This is a genomic window from Urinicoccus timonensis (genome assembly GCF_900232945.1).
Classification (GTDB): Bacteria; Bacillota; Clostridia; order Tissierellales; family Peptoniphilaceae; genus Urinicoccus; species Urinicoccus timonensis.
Genome location: NZ_OCTU01000001.1, coordinates 193,037 through 210,758 on the forward strand (window position 1 = coordinate 193,037; position 17,722 = coordinate 210,758).

Here is a 17,722-nt window from a genome sequence, read left to right on the forward strand (position 1 = left end):
TTTCTAGTCACTTTCCAGTCACTTAAGTCTAATATCATCTAAGAAAGATAAGGAGGACTAAATATGAATATTGTAAAAACAGTAGATTTAACAAAAACTTACAATAGTGGAGTAGAAGTACACGCTCTATCAAATGTGAATTTTGAAATGGAGAAAGGAGATCTTGTCGCCATTATTGGAGATAGCGGGTCAGGAAAGTCTACCTTGCTTCATCTATTAGCAGGAGTTGATAAACCAACAAGTGGGGATATTTTTATTCAAGATAAAAATATTACCAAGTTTAACAAAGATGAGATGACAATCTTTCGCAGAAGAAATATTGGTGTTGTCTATCAATTTTTTAATTTGATTCCAAACATCAACGTTCGAAAAAATATTTTACTTCCTCTTTTGTTAGACAATAAAAAGGCAGATGAGGAATATTTAAAGGAAATTTTATCGATACTAGGAATAGAAGGAAAGCTTGATAGGTATCCAAAACAGTTATCAGGTGGAGAGCAACAAAGAGTCGCTATTGCCAGAAGTTTGATTACAAGACCTGCCATCATTTTAGCAGATGAACCTACAGGAAATCTCGATAGAAAAAATTCTGAAGAAATCACAGGACTTTTCAGACTTGTAAATAAAAGATTAAATTCTACAATTATGATAATAACTCATGATGAAAAAGTAGCAAATTCTTGTGATAAGGTCTATAGAATGGTAGATGGTAGGTTAAATTTCTTAGGAGATGGAACTTATGAAAATTATTAATGACCTAGCTGATGGAGCTGTAAAAAATAATAAGAAAGACAGTTTTGCTATTAAAATTTCCATACTTTTGGCAGTTGTGCTACTAGGAACTGTTATTTTTATTTTCAACTCGTTAAAAACTGACAAGTATAACTACGTAAGAAAAACTATTGGAGACTACCATGTAGCAATTACTGAAGTTGATGAAAAACTATATGATAAATTAATAAATGATACGGATATAGAAAAAATTTCTTTTAATAAAATCATAGAGACAGATTTAAATGCAAATATTTATGAAAATGGAAAATATAGCAACCTATTAACTGGCTATGAAATTAAAAAAGGAAGAAAACCTAATAACTCAAGCGAACTACTAGTGCCAGAAAGATTTTTAACAAAGAATAAAAATTATGATATAGGCTCTAAAATTACTGCAAGTGATAAAACTTATACCATAGTTGGAGTCTATGATGATTATGGATATTCTTTTGAAAAGTCTATGTTTCTTACTATGGCTGATAGTGATAAAAAGATAGACTTATTAAAAAACAATGGAGGTTTAGAAGCCTTAATATGGTATAAGCATCCAAGAGATACTTATACAAAGACTAGAGAAATTTTATCTACTATGAATATAGACGAGAAGTCTTCAATAGACATAGGAAGACTATCTTATAACACAGATATTTTAGAGTATAAGTTGATTTATCCTCAAGGAATATTTCCGCCTAAGTCAGTGATAAAATCTGCTGTAGAAGAGTATAGTGCGTATTTCTTTCTAGTTCTTCTATTTGCTTTTATTATCTATGGTGCTTTTAACGTATGGAACAATAGGGATTTAAAAGAAATTGCCCTATTAAAAAGCACAGGTATGACTGCAAAACAAGTTAAAAAAATGATAAAAAAGAAAGCCTTTAAGCTATCTGCATTGCCAGTAGCCTTAGGTACACNATTCAAAAAAGAGTGCATACAGTTGTATAGGCAAGGGAAATGGCCTGATACACCTGATGGGACCAAAGAAGAAAACCTTCATGCTTCCATTAGAAAATGGTTTAGATTAGAAGAACTTCATGGCCCAGAAATTTTAAACCATGGAAATAATATCCACTGGACACCAGATGAAAAATTAGAAATGGTGTCGAAAGTGCTGGCTGGAAATTCAATAAAGGCAACTGCAATCGAAAATGGAATAAATGAAGGACAACTTTATTCATGGCTTAACAAGTATAAAAAGGATGGATATAATGGTCTTGTGAATAAAAAGAAAGGCCGTAAATCTAAAAATACAACCATGAAAAAGAAAAATATCCATAAACCAAAAGAACTGAATGAATCCGAAAGAGAAGAACTCATAAGACTTAGAGCAGAAAATGAATATATGAAGGCTGAGAATGAAATAATAAAAAAAGAGATCGCCTTGAGAGAAGAACGTTACGCTGCGCAACTCAAGGCGAAAAAGCAGCGATTGTCAAAGAACTCAAAGAAAAAGGATACAGACTAAAGGATCTTTTAAGAGCCATTGATTTGCCGAGGTCAACATACTACTTTGAACTAAATAAAGTGGATAAAATAAAAGTTAAGAATCGTCCGATTGCAGATAAAATAGCCCAAATCTTTCACCTACACAAAGGAAGATATGGAGTGCGAAGAGTCTATATGGAGTTAATAAATCAAGGCTATGTCATAAACCATAAAAAAGTACAAAGGATTATGCACGAACGAAAACTTTTTGGAAAGGGCTCTAAAGAAAAATACCACTCCTATCAGGGGAAAATAGGTAAAGTAGCAGATAATCTAATCAATAGAGACTTCAAAGCAGATAGACCTTTACAAAAATGGACCACGGATGTCTCTGAATTTAAATTTTCTTGGGGTAAATGCTACATCTCTCCAATACTTGATATGTATACCAATGAGATTATCTCCTACGACTTATCCTTAAGTCCTAATTTAAAACAAATATCTACTATGTTAAGAAGAGCATTTAGAAAATTTCCAAAACTAAAGAACTTAATACTACATTCAGATCAAGGTTGGCAATACCAACATAAATATTATGTCAATGAGCTTAAAAAACATGGGATAAAGCAATCCATGTCAAGAAAAGGGAATTGCTATGATAACTCCATTATGGAGACATTCTTTGGAAGGCTAAAAAATGAAATGTATTATGGTTATGAAAAGAGCTATCGCTCTTTTGACGAATTTTCGAGAGCAATAGAGGAGTATATAGATTATTACAATAACGAAAGAATTCAATCAAAAACAAAATGGATGCCACCTACAAAGTATAGGTTAGCATCCACTACAACGAATTAATTAAATATTGTGTCCAGTTTTATGGGTACACATCATTTTGGCTAGGGTTCTTTTTTAAAGCTCTTATTTATTTTTCTGACTTTTAAATCTTACTTTTTCAAAAGGTCGTCAACCCGGTTCATAAGGTCTCCAACTCTTTCATCTTTCTTTAAGTCTTCAACCTTATTGGAAAGAGATTCTCCAGATTTTTTGGCTAAGTCCATGGCCTTGGGACCATTATCTTTTATAAATTTATAGCCTGTCTTACAGGTTTTTACTGTGGACTTAAAAATCTCCTTGCCTGCCATCATATCATCAAATAAACCCATATAGGACCTCCTAAAATTAAATATCTTCTTATCTATATCCTAGCATAAAGTGGGAAAAAGACAAGAGGGGAGTTAAGACACTAAAAGCCTTGTCTAGGAAGAAAAATAGGATTTCACATCTAAAGGCCTTTTTAGCTTAAAAAACTTTTAACTTATACCCATACCCACATAGATATCCACAAAATTTCTAAAAAGTTTGGGGAGAAAGGGCACTATTTAGCAAATTTCCAGGAAGTTATCAACATATCAACAACTTATCCACAAATCAAAGAAGTTTATTTTTATTGGGTTAAGTTTTTTAAGAAGGAATCTTATTCTATCCATAGTTGATGGAGCCTTTTAGCATCCTGAATGACTTGTTGGACTTGCTGGTCATAGTCCTTGCCATATTCCAGAACTAGATCTGCCTGGGGGGTGTGTTTTTTTATGAGCTGAATAATGAATTGAATGTCAGGGGCCATGTCGGGGTGGAAGATGGACTGGTGGAGGTCGTGGTAGGAGTCATTGCTATGGAGGTGGTAGGACCGAATCCTATTTTTTAACTTAGAAAGAAGACGGTCTATGTCCCAAGCATTGGCATTGGCATGGCCTATATCAATGAGGACATTTTCTTTTCTTTCCAGGCATTCTTCTATGAATTCTTCTTCTTCCAAGAGGACATTTTCCCAGGGCTTAACTCCGACATTTTCGATTAAGAGAGGGATGGAGGATTCTTGGCCCAGGTCGTCTAAATTTTTACGGGCAGCTTCAAGCATAAGGTCTCGATCTTGAATTTTCCGGTTATTATAGTGGTAGACAATGTATTTGGGATTGAGGTCTTGAAAGGATAGGAGTTTTTCATAGTAGTGGCGGGTGGTTAAAAAAACATCTCCATCCGGATAGCTATGGTCTGCTTGGTAGTAGGGCTCATGGAAGGTTAGGGGATAATTTTTCAGTCTTTGTCTATTTTTATCCAAGAGTTCTTGGTAACCAGGGATGTGGAACATGGGAAAAATTTCTATCCCCAAGTCAAAATCTACAGAGTCTACAATTTCATAGACTTTTTCTAGATTTAGGGGTTGGAACATATTTGTTGAGATATAGATCATTTAGGCCTCCAAGTTTTCTTCTGTATCAATGTCAAAGAGGGAAATTTTTTCAGTGTCAAAGGTCAGGTGAATTTCTTCCTTTTCTTTAAAACGGGAGTAGTCTTGGTCTCTTGTCATGGCAACATATTCTTGGCCCCCTAACTTAAAATAAAGGCCCAGGTGGTTTCCGTAGTCTTCCAGGTAGTTAATTTCTACTGGCAAGCCCTTGTTTTTCTTTATTTGAATGTGTTCGGGCCGAATTCCTAGGTAGACTTGCTTTTTGGGGTAGGTCTTTAAGCTTTGGGCCAGTTGGGGACTTAGGTCTATTTTTTGGTCTCCTAGGTAGAGGTCTTGGTTTTTTACCTGGGCTGGAATGATATTCATAGAGGGAGATCCGATAAATTTAGCTGTAAAGACATTTTTAGGATGGTTATAAATATTATAGGGGGTGTCTGCCATTTGAACTTTTCCTTGGTTTAAAAGGACGATTCTTTGGCCAATGGTCATGGCTTCCACTTGGTCATGGGTGACATAAATCAGGGTCATATGATATTTTTCATGAATTTTAACCAACTCTTTTCGGGCATGGAGACGGAGTTGGGCATCCAAGTTGGACAAGGGCTCATCCAGGAGGAAGTAGTCTGTTTTTTTCACCAGGGCTCGAGCCAGGGCAACCCTTTGTCTTTGACCACCAGACAAGTCCTTGGGCTTTCGGTCTTCCAGACCTTCAAGTTGGAGGGTTGTTAAGGCATCTTGGAGCCTGGCCTGAATTTCCTCCTTGGGGACCTTGTTGATTTTAAGTCCATAACTTATGTTTTCAGCAACAGTCATATGGGGGTAGAGGGCATAATTTTGAAAGACCATGGAGATGTTTCGGTCCTTGGCTTCCAGGTTATTGGCCACTTGTTGATTTAGGATTAATTGACCACTTGTGATATCAGAAAGTCCAGCAATAATTCGAAGAGTTGTGGATTTTCCACAGCCGGAAGGGCCTAAAAGGACTAGGCGTTCCCCACTTTTAATGGTGAGATTTAGGTGGTCAAGAACCATATTTTTATTGCCTGGGTAGGACTTACAAACATTTTTAAATACAATATCTTTCAAACTTTTCTCCTTTCGTGGCCGGAGGTCTTGGCCACAAGTTGTCTTTTTATCGCTTGTTTTTACCTTTATTTGACACCGGAACTGATGAAGGTGGATATAATATGCCTTTGGAAGAGTAAAAATAAGACCAAGGGGATAATCATGGTAATGACGGAAACAGCCATGGCAATGGGAAATTCTGTGCCTCCCTCAGAAGATATAAACATCTGGAGAGCCAAAGACAGGGTGTAGTGGTCTTGGCTGGAAATAATTAAAACTGGCCAAACGTATTCGTTCCAAGAATTAATGAAGAAGATAATGGCTGTTGAAATCATGGAGGGACGAAGGATGGGAAGGATAATATCTAGCAGGATATGCCCTTCTCCTACACCATCGATTTTTGCAACCTCAATGATGGATTTTGGAATGGTCCGCATGGATTGTCGTAATAGAAAAATACCCAGGACGTCTGCAAATTGAGGTAGCATAACTCCCCAAATACTGTCAGTGAGCCCTAATTTGGATACGATCAAATAGTTGGGAATCATGGTGACTGTAAAGGGAATGAACATGGTGGTTAAAAAAACCAGGTAGATGAAGTTTTTTCCCTTAAAATCATAGTAGACTAGGCTGTAGCTGGCTAAGACAGAGGTGACGATTTTTACTGTTGTGACAATAAAGGCAATGGTAAAGGTGTTCAAAATAATTTTAAAGAGGGGAAGCCTGGAAAAAACATAGAGATAGTTGGAGAGGGTAGGGCTCTTAGGGATTAAGGATAGGACGTTGTTAAAGGATTCTTCCAAGCTTTTAAAAGAGTTGGATAGGGCAAAGACAATGGGAAAGAGGCTAATTACGACAAGAAGAACGAGGACTAGGTGGAGAAGGACTTGGCGATCTTTAGTTTTCATAGTAAATACCTCTTTCTACAAACTTGAATTCTAAAATTAAAAGAAAAACGAAAATAAGCATGGTCAAGATGGATAAGGCAGAGGAAAGGCCAGTACGGTAGAGGATAAAGGCCTCGTGATAGGCATGGTAGATTAGGGAAGAAGAAGCGTAGCTTGGGCCCCCTTGGGTAATAACCTTGATGGGGGTAAAGACGAATTGTAGGCCTTGGACAATGGTCATAATAAAAATGTAAAGTCCAGTTGCCGAGGAAGCTGGAAGGGCAATGTCTCGAAAGAGTTGTAAGGAGTTGGCCCCATCCAAGCGGGCTGCCTCAATAATGCTTTCGTCAATCCCCGATAGACCACCCAGGATGACAATAAAGTTGTAGCCAAAGGCCTTCCAGGAGGTGATGATAGAAATAACCACTAGAACCAAGCCCTGGGTCTTAGACCAAATAGGAAGGGCTAGGTCAAAGTGCCTTAGGATAATGGCGATAGGGCCTGAAACTGGATTTAAGATCCAGGTATAAAGAACAGACCCAATGACCAGGGAAATTAAAGAGGGCAAAAAGAAGGCTGCCCGGTAAAAGTTCTTGTGCTTTTTTACCACAATACTTAAGACATAGGCCAAAATATAGGGGGCAACAAAGTTTAAAATCAAAAGTAAAAGAATGTAGATGAAGGTATTGACTAAAACAGTTTTAAAAATAGGGCTTTGGACGAGGTCCAGATAGTTTTGCAAACCGACAAATTTCTTGTGGGCCTTGATCATATTCCAGTCAAAGAAGCTCAAGTAAAAAGTATAAAACAAGGGAATAAGAACAAAGACCAGAAAGAAAAAGCCTGCCGGCAAAAGCATGAGGTAGGCTTTAAGCTTATCTTTCATGGACAAACCACTACTTTTCTAACAAACTGTTAATCTTTTCTTGGGTTGTGGTCATGGATTCTTGAACATTGGCTCCAGCCAAAATTTCATCCCGCATGTCTAAAAGAAGTTGTTCAGCTTGTAGACCGGCATTTCCAGGGAAGGAGGCCCAAGACACGACGTCTTTAGATTGTTCAATGGCTGGCTTCATCATTTGATTTTCTTCCAAGAAGGCCTTGAGACCATTTTCAGCTTCAGCAACACCTTTTCGTGGAGGAGTGTAGCCTGTTCCCTTGGTCCAAGTAGCCATTTGTTCAACTCCGTAAAGGTATTTCTCAAATTCCCAAGCGGCTTTAATTTGGTCCTTATCTGTAGCTGTAATGGCTAAAAAGCAACCGCCAGCTGGGACACACCGGTCTTTTCCTGCAAAGGTAGGAGATTTTACAGCAGCAACGTCGAATTGAGCACCCTTTTGGATTTGTTCACGACGGGCAATCGTTGTGTAACACATGGCAATGTTTCCGTCTACGAAAGATTGAACTCCTTCGTCCCAGGAAATATGGATGGCTGATCCGTCTTGAACCATGGCTTGGTAGAGCTCCATGGCTTCGATTCCTTGAGGATCGGCAAAACTTGCCTTATGGTCTTGGATCATCTTGCCACCATTGGATTCTACCAGGGCTTGTTGGGCCCAAAAATCTTGGGGCTCTTGAATGTAAAGACCATACTTACCGGTTTTTTCCTTGATGGTTTTGGCGAATTGGCTAACTTCTTGCCAGGTTTGAGGTCCAGCTTCTGGTAGGCCACATTCTTTTAAGATGTCCCGGTTAATGTAGAGGACTGGAGTGGATAGAGAGTAGGGAATCCCAACTTGGTCACCCTTGGAATTTTTTGCCAGGTCTAGGATGTTGGGGAGGAAGTTTTCTTTTAAGAAATCAGGATCTTCCTTGTCAAATTCATCAATGGCCTCTTGGGGAGATACATAGTCAAAGTTATTGGAAAAATAGTCTAAGAAGGCCCAGCCGATTTGGGCAATAGCTGGAGATTCCTTGGCGGCTTGTTTGGCTTGGAGGTTTTGCATTAAGCCCTTGTACATATCAGGATTATAGGTGGCCACTACTTCAATGTGGTCGTTGTTTTTATTAAAGTTGTCAACCAGTTCTTTGACACTAATCCCACCTTGGGTTTCGGCATTGACATGGTAGTATTCGATTTTGATCTTACCGTCCTTGCCGTCCTTGGCAGGAGAAGATTCTGGAGCCTGGCCACAGGCAAAAAGACTAAGAGATAAGATAAGAATTGATAAAAGTACTACAAGTTTTTTCATGGGTTTATTTCATCCTTTCAAATAGAGAGTCTGTTGGGAGTCCAACATCAAAATCATAGCATAGGGAAATCTATGGAAACTTAAGAAAGAAAAAAGTTTCTGTAAAAAATAAGGGAAAAAAGAAAAATGAACATAGTTAAATAAAAGGTGGAAGGAGTCTGGTTTGACAAAAGAGACGCTATAGACTAAAATATTAGCAGAGAAGCATTGAGAGTGCTAAAGGAGGATTAGTATGAATTATGAATTTAAAGCCCAATCAAAGCGTTTGATGGAGTTGATGATTCACTCCATTTATACAAATAAAGAAGTTTTTTTACGTGAATTGATTTCCAATGCCTCGGATGCAACGGACAAGATGTATTATGAATCCTTGACCAACCAAGATCTGACCTTTAACAAGGATGACTATGTCATTGAGATCTTGCCGGACAAGGACAAGAGAACCCTAACCATCAAGGACCACGGCATTGGGATGGACCAAGAAGACCTGGTAGACAACCTAGGGACCATTGCCCAAAGTGGGTCTTTGGATTTTAAGAAAAAGCTGGAAGACCAAGAAGATGCTGCTGAGCTTATTGGTCAGTTTGGGGTTGGATTTTATTCTGCCTTTTTGGTGGCTGATAAGGTGGAAGTCTTGACTAAAAAGTTTGGCCAAGACCAGGCCTATCTCTGGACTTCTTCAGGAGTGGATGGTTTCACCATTGAAAAGGCCCAAAAAGAGGATCTGGGGACTTCCATTACCCTCCATTTAAAGGAAAACTTAGAAGACGAAAACTACGACCAATTCCTGGACACCTACAAGATCCAAGAGATGGTAGCCCGGTATTCAAACTACATCCGCTACCCTATCCAAATGGAAGTGACCAAGTCTAGACCTATTGAAAATCCGGACCAGGAAGGCCAAGAGCCAAAATATGAATCCTACCAAGAAATAGAGACCCTAAACTCCATGGTCCCTATTTGGAAGAAAAATAAGAAGGACTTGACCCAAGAAGACTATGAAAACTTCTACCATGACGAAGGTTTCGGCTTTGACAAACCCTTGGACCATATCCACATCAAGGTAGAAGGCCTGGTAAACTACCGGGGTATCCTATATATTCCCTCTTCCGAACCCTTTAATTGGCGGTCCAAGGACTTTGAAAAGGGATTAAAACTCTATTCCAACGGAGTTTTGATTATGGACAAGTGCCAACAACTCCTACCGGATGCCTTTTCCTTTGTAACTGGGGTCATCGATTCAGAAGACCTAAACCTCAACATTTCCCGGGAAATTTTGCAAGAAGACCGGGAGCTGAGGATCATTTCTAAAAATATTGAAAGAAAGATCAAGGACAAGCTCCTGGACCTGATGAAAAATCGCCGGGAAGACTATGTCAACTTCTATAAGACCTTTGGCCTGACCTTTAAGGCAGCCATCTACGAGTCCTTTGGTATGGAAAAAGACAAGTATTCAGACCTGCTTCTCTTTGTTTCCTCCAAGGACCAAGCCTACACCAGCCTGGACGACTACCTGGACCGGATGCAGGAAGATCAAGAAGCCATCTACTATGCAACAGGAGACAGCCTGGACAAGATGGACCAGCTGCCCCAAAAAGAAGCCATGGTAGAAAAAGGCCTAGAAATCCTTTATTTAACGGACCCCATTGACGAATTTGTCTTAAAGGCCATGACGGACTACAAGGGCAAGGCCTTTGTTTCCATCAATAGGGAAAAAGAAGAAAAAGTAGAAAAGACCCAAGAAGAAGAGGGCCTCTTTAAGGAAATGAAAGAGATTTTGGATGGAGAAGTGGTTGAAATCAAGGCTTCTGAAGACCTGGCTGACCACCCGGTTTGCCTCCTAAGTCGGGGAGAAGTTTCCATTGAAATGGAAAAAATCTTCCAAGCCCAAGGCCAAGACATCCAAGCGGAAAAAGTTTTGGAAATTAACAAGAACCACCCCATCTACCAAAAACTTCTAAGCCTAAAAGATAATGAAGAGATCTTGAAAAAATACACCAAGCTCCTATACAACCAAGCCCGGTTAATTGAAGGCCTAGGTCTTCAAAACCCCAGCGACTATACAAAGACGATTTTCGACCTTTTAATGAAGGAGGACCAATGAAAGAATTGACCCAAGACCTCCTGGAAAAATTTGACCAAGCCTACCTGGAAGACAAGACCAATGCAATCATTGAAGGAGCCATTTCCAATGTAGGTATCCGGGAAGCCAGCAAAAACCAAAGGCAAATCAACAAGCATTCCTTTGTCTTTAACCATGAAATAGACCATAAACACATCACCAATCAAAAGCAAACAGGCCGGTGTTGGATGTTTGCCGCCCTGAATATGGCCCGGCCAAAGATTATGAAGGACCTGGACCTGGAAGAGTTTGAACTTTCTGAAAGCTACCTCTACTTTTATGACAACCTGGAAAAAACCAATGTCTTTTTAGATATGGTTTGCAAGACCAAGGACCTGGATATTAATAGCCGGGAAGTTATCCATGCCCTGAACTTCAAAACCGATGATGGGGGCTACTTTGAATACTTTAAGGCCCTAGTTGAAAAATACGGCCTGGTGCCAAAATCAGCCATGAAAGAAAGCTTTAACAGCCAAAATTCCGCCGACATGTTTGCCCGGATTGAAGAAGTCATTAAGAAATACGCCATGGACATCCGTCGGGCCCCGGAAGAAGATATGGACCGGCTCAAGGAAGAATGCCTGGCCAAGGTCTATACTATCCTGGCCAAGTGTATTGGTCGTCCCGTCCAAAAGTTTGACTTTGAATACCTGGACAAGGACAAAAACTACCATATTGAAAAAAACATGACCCCCCAAGACTTTTACCACAAGTACCTGGATGGCTTTTACGACAACCTCATCCGCCTCATCCATGACCCCAGGCCTAGGAACCCCTATGGCCGGGTCTACATCAATCCAGAAATTAAAAATCTCTTGGAAATTGATGGACTCAGGGGCCTCAACGTCCCCATAGACCAAATGAAAAAAGCCATGATCCGGTCCCTGGAAGATGGTCGGACAGCCTGGTTTGCCTGTGATGTAGGGAAAATGAGCGACCGCAAGGCTGGAATCCTGGATGAAAGGCTCTACAACTACCGGGAAAGCCTGGTGGACCCGGGAGATTTTTCCAAGGCCGACCGGATTGACTCCCGGCAGTCCATGGCCACCCATGCCATGAACATTACCGGAGTCAATATTCAAGACGGCCAAAGTCGTTTTTGGAAGGTAGAAAACTCCTGGGGAGAGAAAAATGGGAAAAAGGGTATCTTTTCCATGACCGATGCCTGGTTTGATGCCTATGTCTATGAACTCATTGTCCACAAGGACTACCTAGACCCGGACTACCTAAAGGGTCTGGACCAAGAACCCATTTGCTACAGCCCCTACGATGCTTTTTGTACAGCTTTTGGAATGGTAAAATAAAAAGAACCTGCCGGAAAAATGATGTGTACCCATAAAACTGGACACAATATTTAATTAATTCGTTGTAGTGGATGCTAACCTATACTTTGTAGGTGGCATCCATTTTGTTTTTGATTGAATTCTTTCGTTATTGTAATAATCTATATACTCNTCTTGATAAGTTTTCTCCCACCTGTATATTATGGATTCATTTACAAGGTTGAAATGCTCTGCAGTCTCTCTAAGCGAAGTATTCTTGATTTGCCTATATTGTATTACAGATAACTTAAATTCACTAGTGAATTTATTGTTTTTTAACTTTTTAGATAAGTTATCAAATCCTCCTGACTTGTATTTTTCTATCCAGTTTTTCAAAGTTCCATCTGGAATATCATATTTTTTAGCTACCTTTTCACGCCCGCCTGTTTCTCCTGATAAATATTCTAGCACTAGTTTTATTTTAAATTCTTTTGTGTATTTTGGCATACAAAAAACCCCTCCATCCGTATTCCGGATTTTGGGGTTCAGATCATTTCCTGGTCTTTTTTTATGAAAATTTTTTAAACTTACATTTTTAATTTACCAATATTTCTCAAATAGGCAGAGATTCTTTCAAAAGCAGTGAGGGTTTTTTCATAGACCAAACCACTTTCTGGATTACAAATACCTTCTTTCATCCGGTCTAGGTGGAGTTCTCGATAGGTATCAATATAATTTGAAATACTTAAATCCAATTCTTTAGACTTAGACTGACGAAGGTCTCGGTCTTCTTCCTTGGTGACAAGGTCATAGAAGGAGAGGAGGGACTTGTTTAAAACATCCAGCTCTTCATAGCACTTGTCGGAAAAAGTAAGCTGTCTTTCTTCGTTGATTTCAGCGAATTCAGCAATATTTTTAATATGGTCGCCAATCCGCTCGATATCTCGAACAATCCGCATATAACCTGTAAAGTAGGATGCAGTTTGGTCATCCATGGCCTCACTTAAAAGGTCAATAATATACTTGGTAATATGGGAGTTTAAATAGTTGATGACTTCTTCATTGTGGAGAATTTCATTGTGTTTATTTTCATCATAATAGTAAAAACACTCAATGGCTAGATAGTAGTTCTTTAGTGAAATATCCAGCATCCGGTCAGCTTCTGCCCGGACATCTGTTAAAACCAGGTTGGCATCATGGACATTTTTAGGCTTGATGTAGCGAAGGCTCATAGAGTCCATGGGTGCATCCTTCATGGGCAAGAGACGGGTAGCCAAACTGGCCAATTGCTTAGAAAAAGGAAATAGCAACATGGTGGTAACCACGTTAAACATGGTGTGAAGGTTGGCCAACTGGGCTGCTGGTAGATCCCTAGAAATTGATAAAATGAATTGTTCAATGGGAAGTACCTGAACCATGAGGATAAAGAGAATGGTCCCAATCAGGTTAAATAAAACGTGGACCATGGCGGTTCTTTTGGCGTTGACACTAGACCCCATGGAAGAGAGGAGACTGGTGACACAGGTACCAATATTAAAACCGCAGATGATATAGATGGACCCTGATAGGCCAATTAAATTCTTATTGGCCAGAGCTTGCAAAATCCCCATGGAAGCACTGGATGATTGGATAAGAGCTGTAACAAGACAGCCAATCAAAACCCCTAGGATGGGGTTGGAAAACTTCAACATGAGATTAGAAAAAACAGGACTGTCTTGTAGGGGACTCATGGATGATGACATAATCTCCATCCCCATAAACAAGAGACCCAGACCCATAATAACGGAGCCCAAACTGGAAATGGTCTTTTTGTTGACAAATTTGTAGACAATAAAACCACCAAAGGCCAGCAAGGGTGCAGAATCAGTGATATTTAAAGCCACCAACTGACCTGTTACTGTTGTCCCAATATTGGCTCCCATAATAATTCCTACAGACTGACGAATTGTCATAAGACCTGCATTTACAAACCCTACGGTCATAACGGTTGTGGCAGAAGAACTTTGTATAATAGCTGTTACAACAATACCTACCAGTAAACCCTTAGACGTAGAGGATGTTAATTTTTCTATAATGGAATGGAGCTTGTTACCGGCTGTAGTTTCCAAGCCTTCGCTCATTAAATCCATCCCATATAGAAATAAGGCCAAACCACCTAACATGGCAAAAACCGTATAAATGGACATAATTCCCCCCTAAGTATTCTCTTTTAATCATAACCCATCTAGACAATGATTTCAAAGGAATATTAAAGAAAATTAAATATTTTATTAACTTTTAGCCAAGAAGATTTCACCAAGAACTAGGCCTAAACATGGTATAATGGAAAAGAGGTGACTATGAAAACTTTAGATCGAATTAATGCCTTGGCTCGCCTGGAAAAAACCAGGGAGCTTACAGCAGAAGAAAAAGAAGAGCAAGCAAGATTGAGAAAAGAATACCTGGAGGACTTTAGAAAAAGCTTTCGCTCCACCCTGTTAAATACCAAGGTTGTGGACGAAACAGGCCAAGATGTTACTCCTGAAAAATTAAAAAGGGAAAAGGAAAAGTAAAGATGATTCAATGGGTGTTAAAAAAGGGCCATTTTGGGAGAAAAGAGGAGAATCGCACAAAAATATCCCTTTTGGCCGGCCTGGTGGGCCTGGTGTCCAATGGTTTGTTGACCATTGTCAAATTGGTCATTGGACTTATTTCAGGCTCGGTATCTGTCTTGGCAGATGCCATGAACAACTTAATGGACTCAACTTCTTCCATTATTACCATAGCTGGGACTCATTTTGCAGATAAACCCCCGGATGAAGACCACCCTCAAGGACATGGTCGAGTTGAGTATGTAACAGGCTTAATTATTTCCTGTTTTGTTATTGTGGTGGGCTTGCAATTTTCTAAAACCAGTATTGAGAGGATTATCAATCCAGAAAAAACCCACTTTACTCTTTTGGGCTTTATCCTCCTGGTCTTGTCCATTGGGGTAAAACTTTGGCAGGCCCATTTTAATAAAAAGGTTGGAGAAGCCATTGACTCCACCCCTTTAAAGGCCACAGCGGCAGACTCTTTGGGAGATTGCTTTGTGACCGGGGTGGTCTTGGTTTCCATGATCCTAGATGCCTTAACGGACCTAGCAATTGATGGACTCGTGGGTTTAGTGGTTTCTATTTTAATCATAAAAAGTGGTTGGGAGCTTATTTCAGAAACCATGAGCATCTTAATTGGTCAAGGCCCCAGTCGGGAAACCTACCAGGAACTTAGGCAAAGGATGATGACCTACGACCATGTTCAAGGGGTCCACGATATTATCTTTAACAGCTTTGGACCAGAAAAAACCATTGTGGTTTTAGATGCGGAATTTCCAAGTACCATGTCCTTGTTAGAAGTCCATAAAATTGTAGACCGGGCTGAGCGAGAAATTTCTGCAGCCATGGACATCCACCTTATTATCCATGTAGACCCTGTAGGGGGATTAAGTCCTTTTGAAGAAAAAATGATAGCTGTAGTTGATGACTTTGTCCAAGAAAAAGACGGAGTTGACAGCTACCATGACTTCACCCTGGATAGTGGGGAAAAAACCATCTACCTGGACTTAGCGGTTTCTGGAGGTCACTATCCCAACCAGGAATCTAGAGATAGGGTCCAGAAGGACTTGGTTGAAAGATTAGAGGAAAATTATCCAGGCTACAGGGCCTTGGTAAATATTGATTTAAAATACTAGGTGGTTAGAATGAAATTTTGTGTAATTGGAGACAACCTTATTGCCTTGGACTTGGTGGAACGCCTTTTAACCCAAGAAATTGAAGTTTACTGGCTCTGCAAAAGCAAGTCCTGGGATTATCCAAAAAATAAAAACTTAAGAGTAGAAGAATTTTCCTATCAAAATTTAGACCATTTTGGAGACATGGACTATACCCTGATTTTGGGAGACAATGATGAAGAAAACATCCTCCAGGCTTATTTTTGCAAAAAGCAAATGGATACTTATACCATTGTCCTGGTTCAAAACCACAGTTTAACCAAGACCAACATCTCAGAGACCTTTGATTTTGTAGATGAATACCTCTATCCTTCGGAAAATATGGCAGACTATATCATCCACTTTTCCATAGAAGACCAGGGACTGCCTCGGAGGAAGTACCTCCATCCCCACTTAAATATTTGGGCCTATACCCTGGAAGACCGCCATCCCAAGATAGGACAAAAGGTCAAGGACCTCTTTTTAGATGGGACCTTAATTGTGGCCATCTACCGGAAGGGAGACTTTTTAATTCCCCAGGGAGAAACAGTCCTGAGAAAGGGAGATCGGCTCTTTTTACTGGGTAACGGATCCCTGGAGGCCTTCCGTCGCCAAGACGCCCTGGACCAAGATAATTCCAATGGCAAGGTCTTTTGGCTTTTAGGAGACTCCATCTATGTCAAGGAACTAGCCCTTTGCCTGGAAGATGAAGGCTATGAATGCATTGTTACCATTCCCCAGGACCAATCCCTCAAGGCTTGGCGTAGGGCCCTTCCCAATGCCTTGGTTAACCAGGCTAAACTCACCAGCCTGGAAACCTTCAACCAAATGGATACAAGGAAAGTTCTAGGGGTCATTTGTGCCAGCCAAGATGACAATGAAAATGTGGTTATGAGTCTTTTAGCCCGGGAGGTGGGCCTTTTAAAGACGATTTGCCTTTTAAACTACAAGGACTATGCCAAGGCTACAGAAAAGGTAGTCCATGGAGTTCAAATGATTCCAAGAATTGCCATTGCCAGCCAGGTGTTCAGCATGGTCCACCTGCCGGGGAAAATCCACATTACCCCCCTGCCAGGAGGAACTTGTGAACTCTTGGAATTGGAACTTTTAAAGGACGCCCCCATTATCGACAAGGCCCTAAAGGACATGGTCCTTCCCGATGGGGTTATTATAGGGGCCGTCTTAAGGTATAAGCAATTGATTATTCCCAGTGGGCAGTTGACCTTTAAAAGGGACGACCGCCTGATTATTCTCGAAAAAACCAGCCTTCGAGAAGACCTCCTAAATAGGATTTACCGAAAAGACCAACAGTCTATGCTGAAGAAATGGATTGGAGGAAGTCGATGAAAGAAATTTTCCACAACGATTGGCAGGATCTTTTAGGTCCGGAAATGGAAAAGCCCTACTACCAGGAATTGCGTAGGCTCCTATTGGAAGAATACCAAAATTATCCCATCTATCCGGCAATGGAGGATATTTTCAATGCCCTGCAAACCACCAGCTATCAAGATGTAAAGGTGGTAATTCTGGGTCAAGACCCCTACCACGGCAAGGGGCAAGCCCATGGTATGGCCTTTAGCGTCCAAAAGGGGGTTCCCATTCCCCCAAGCCTACAAAATATCTACAAGGAGTTAGAGTCTGATCTGGGTATCCCCATGGCCCATACCGGCTATCTCATGTCTTGGGCCCAGCAGGGAGTCCTACTTTTAAACACTACCTTGACTGTCCGCCAGGGAAGTCCCACCAGCCACAAGGACATTGGCTGGGAAATTTTTACCGACGCCATCTTGTCTCTTTTAAATAAAAAAGACCAAGCCCTGGTCTACATCTTGTGGGGAGCCCATGCCCGGAGCAAGAAAAAACTCCTAAATAATCCCAAACACTTGATTTTGGAAGCCCCTCACCCATCTCCCCTGTCGGCCTACCGTGGATTTTTCGGGTCCAAACCCTTTTCTAAAAGCAATGAATTTTTAGAAGCCAACCAGCTAAGCCCCATTGATTGGGCCATTAAGGAGTGAAG

At 40.3% G+C, this 17,722-nt stretch carries 17 protein-coding genes and 1 pseudogene; 10 read left to right on the top strand and 8 right to left on the bottom strand.

From position 1 onward, the window contains the following. Window positions 1-63 precede the first annotated feature (63 nt). The 4 genes and pseudogenes from CS898_RS00850 to CS898_RS00860 all read left to right on the top strand — a co-directional run bounded on the left by CS898_RS00850 (window position 64) and on the right by CS898_RS00860 (window position 3,054). A complete protein-coding gene (locus CS898_RS00850; protein WP_070609640.1) occupies window positions 64-753 on the top strand; it encodes an ABC transporter ATP-binding protein in 690 nt (229 codons plus the stop codon). After that, window positions 740-1,684 (top strand): annotated as a pseudogene (locus CS898_RS10100) (ABC transporter permease family protein); the annotation flags it as partial. The gene CS898_RS00850 and the pseudogene CS898_RS10100, both read left to right, overlap by 14 nt. A gap of 183 nt (window positions 1,685-1,867) precedes the next feature. Then, on the top strand, window positions 1,868-2,236 hold the full coding sequence (locus CS898_RS10105; RefSeq protein WP_306345821.1) for a helix-turn-helix domain-containing protein: 369 nt from the start codon (window positions 1,868-1,870) through the stop codon (window positions 2,234-2,236). Next, a complete protein-coding gene (locus tag CS898_RS00860; protein WP_141558234.1) occupies window positions 2,200-3,054 on the top strand; it encodes an IS3 family transposase in 855 nt (284 codons plus the stop codon). Before CS898_RS10105 ends, CS898_RS00860 begins: the two co-directional genes overlap by 37 nt. 89 nt (window positions 3,055-3,143) lie before the next feature. Here the strand turns inward: CS898_RS00860 and CS898_RS00865 are convergent, their stop codons facing one another. From CS898_RS00865 to CS898_RS00890, 6 genes are all read right to left on the bottom strand, one after another. Next, on the bottom strand, window positions 3,144-3,362 hold the full coding sequence (locus tag CS898_RS00865) for a hypothetical protein (protein WP_099207774.1): 219 nt from the start codon (window positions 3,360-3,362) through the stop codon (window positions 3,144-3,146). A 311-nt stretch (window positions 3,363-3,673) separates the two neighbouring features. Beyond that, window positions 3,674-4,450 (bottom strand): sugar phosphate isomerase/epimerase family protein, encoded by a 777-nt coding sequence (locus CS898_RS00870; RefSeq protein ID WP_099207775.1) that lies wholly within the window; start codon window positions 4,448-4,450, stop codon window positions 3,674-3,676. Further along, a complete protein-coding gene (locus CS898_RS00875; protein WP_099207776.1) occupies window positions 4,451-5,533 on the bottom strand; it encodes an ABC transporter ATP-binding protein in 1,083 nt (360 codons plus the stop codon). A 65-nt stretch (window positions 5,534-5,598) separates the two neighbouring features. Beyond that, a complete protein-coding gene (locus CS898_RS00880) occupies window positions 5,599-6,420 on the bottom strand; it encodes a carbohydrate ABC transporter permease (protein WP_099207777.1) in 822 nt (273 codons plus the stop codon). Further along, entirely contained in the window at window positions 6,410-7,285 is an 876-nt protein-coding gene (locus CS898_RS00885) for a carbohydrate ABC transporter permease (RefSeq protein WP_009430386.1), read from the bottom strand. The genes CS898_RS00880 and CS898_RS00885 overlap by 11 nt, the downstream gene beginning before the upstream one ends. A gap of 10 nt (window positions 7,286-7,295) precedes the next feature. After that, the gene (locus CS898_RS00890; RefSeq protein ID WP_099207778.1) at window positions 7,296-8,591 is read right to left on the bottom strand and encodes an ABC transporter substrate-binding protein; all 1,296 of its coding nucleotides are present in this window, start codon (window positions 8,589-8,591) and stop codon (window positions 7,296-7,298) included. Between the two features lie 232 nt (window positions 8,592-8,823). Between CS898_RS00890 and htpG the strand changes: the two genes are divergently transcribed. Further along, window positions 8,824-10,695 carry a molecular chaperone HtpG gene (gene htpG, locus CS898_RS00895; protein WP_099207779.1) on the top strand — a complete coding sequence of 624 codons (1,872 nt, stop codon included), beginning with the start codon at window positions 8,824-8,826 and terminating at the stop codon, window positions 10,693-10,695. Further along, on the top strand, window positions 10,692-12,017 hold the full coding sequence (locus CS898_RS00900; RefSeq protein WP_099207780.1) for a C1 family peptidase: 1,326 nt from the start codon (window positions 10,692-10,694) through the stop codon (window positions 12,015-12,017). Before htpG ends, CS898_RS00900 begins: the two co-directional genes overlap by 4 nt. Before the next feature lie 54 nt (window positions 12,018-12,071). On the opposite strand, the gene CS898_RS00905 is transcribed toward CS898_RS00900, so the two are convergent. Beyond that, window positions 12,072-12,482 (bottom strand): helix-turn-helix domain-containing protein, encoded by a 411-nt coding sequence (locus CS898_RS00905; RefSeq protein ID WP_234975993.1) that lies wholly within the window; start codon window positions 12,480-12,482, stop codon window positions 12,072-12,074. Window positions 12,483-12,562: 80 nt separating this feature from the next. Then, window positions 12,563-14,161 carry a Na/Pi cotransporter family protein gene (locus CS898_RS00910; RefSeq protein WP_099207781.1) on the bottom strand — a complete coding sequence of 533 codons (1,599 nt, stop codon included), beginning with the start codon at window positions 14,159-14,161 and terminating at the stop codon, window positions 12,563-12,565. A 153-nt stretch (window positions 14,162-14,314) separates the two neighbouring features. Here CS898_RS00910 and CS898_RS00915 point away from each other — a divergent pair, with 153 nt between their 5' ends. Genes CS898_RS00915 through CS898_RS00930 form a run of 4 tightly spaced genes read left to right on the top strand, consistent with a single transcriptional unit; the run spans window position 14,315 to window position 17,720 of the window. Further along, complete coding sequence (locus tag CS898_RS00915) at window positions 14,315-14,527, top strand: DUF896 domain-containing protein (RefSeq protein ID WP_009431389.1); 213 nt, start codon at window positions 14,315-14,317, stop codon at window positions 14,525-14,527. Between the two features lie 2 nt (window positions 14,528-14,529). Then, the gene (locus CS898_RS00920) at window positions 14,530-15,684 is read left to right on the top strand and encodes a cation diffusion facilitator family transporter (RefSeq protein WP_099207782.1); all 1,155 of its coding nucleotides are present in this window, start codon (window positions 14,530-14,532) and stop codon (window positions 15,682-15,684) included. 9 nt (window positions 15,685-15,693) lie between these two features. Next, complete coding sequence (locus CS898_RS00925; protein WP_099207783.1) at window positions 15,694-17,049, top strand: TrkA C-terminal domain-containing protein; 1,356 nt, start codon at window positions 15,694-15,696, stop codon at window positions 17,047-17,049. Continuing rightward, on the top strand, window positions 17,046-17,720 hold the full coding sequence (locus CS898_RS00930) for a uracil-DNA glycosylase (RefSeq protein ID WP_099207784.1): 675 nt from the start codon (window positions 17,046-17,048) through the stop codon (window positions 17,718-17,720). The genes CS898_RS00925 and CS898_RS00930 overlap by 4 nt, the downstream gene beginning before the upstream one ends. Window positions 17,721-17,722 lie beyond the last annotated feature (2 nt).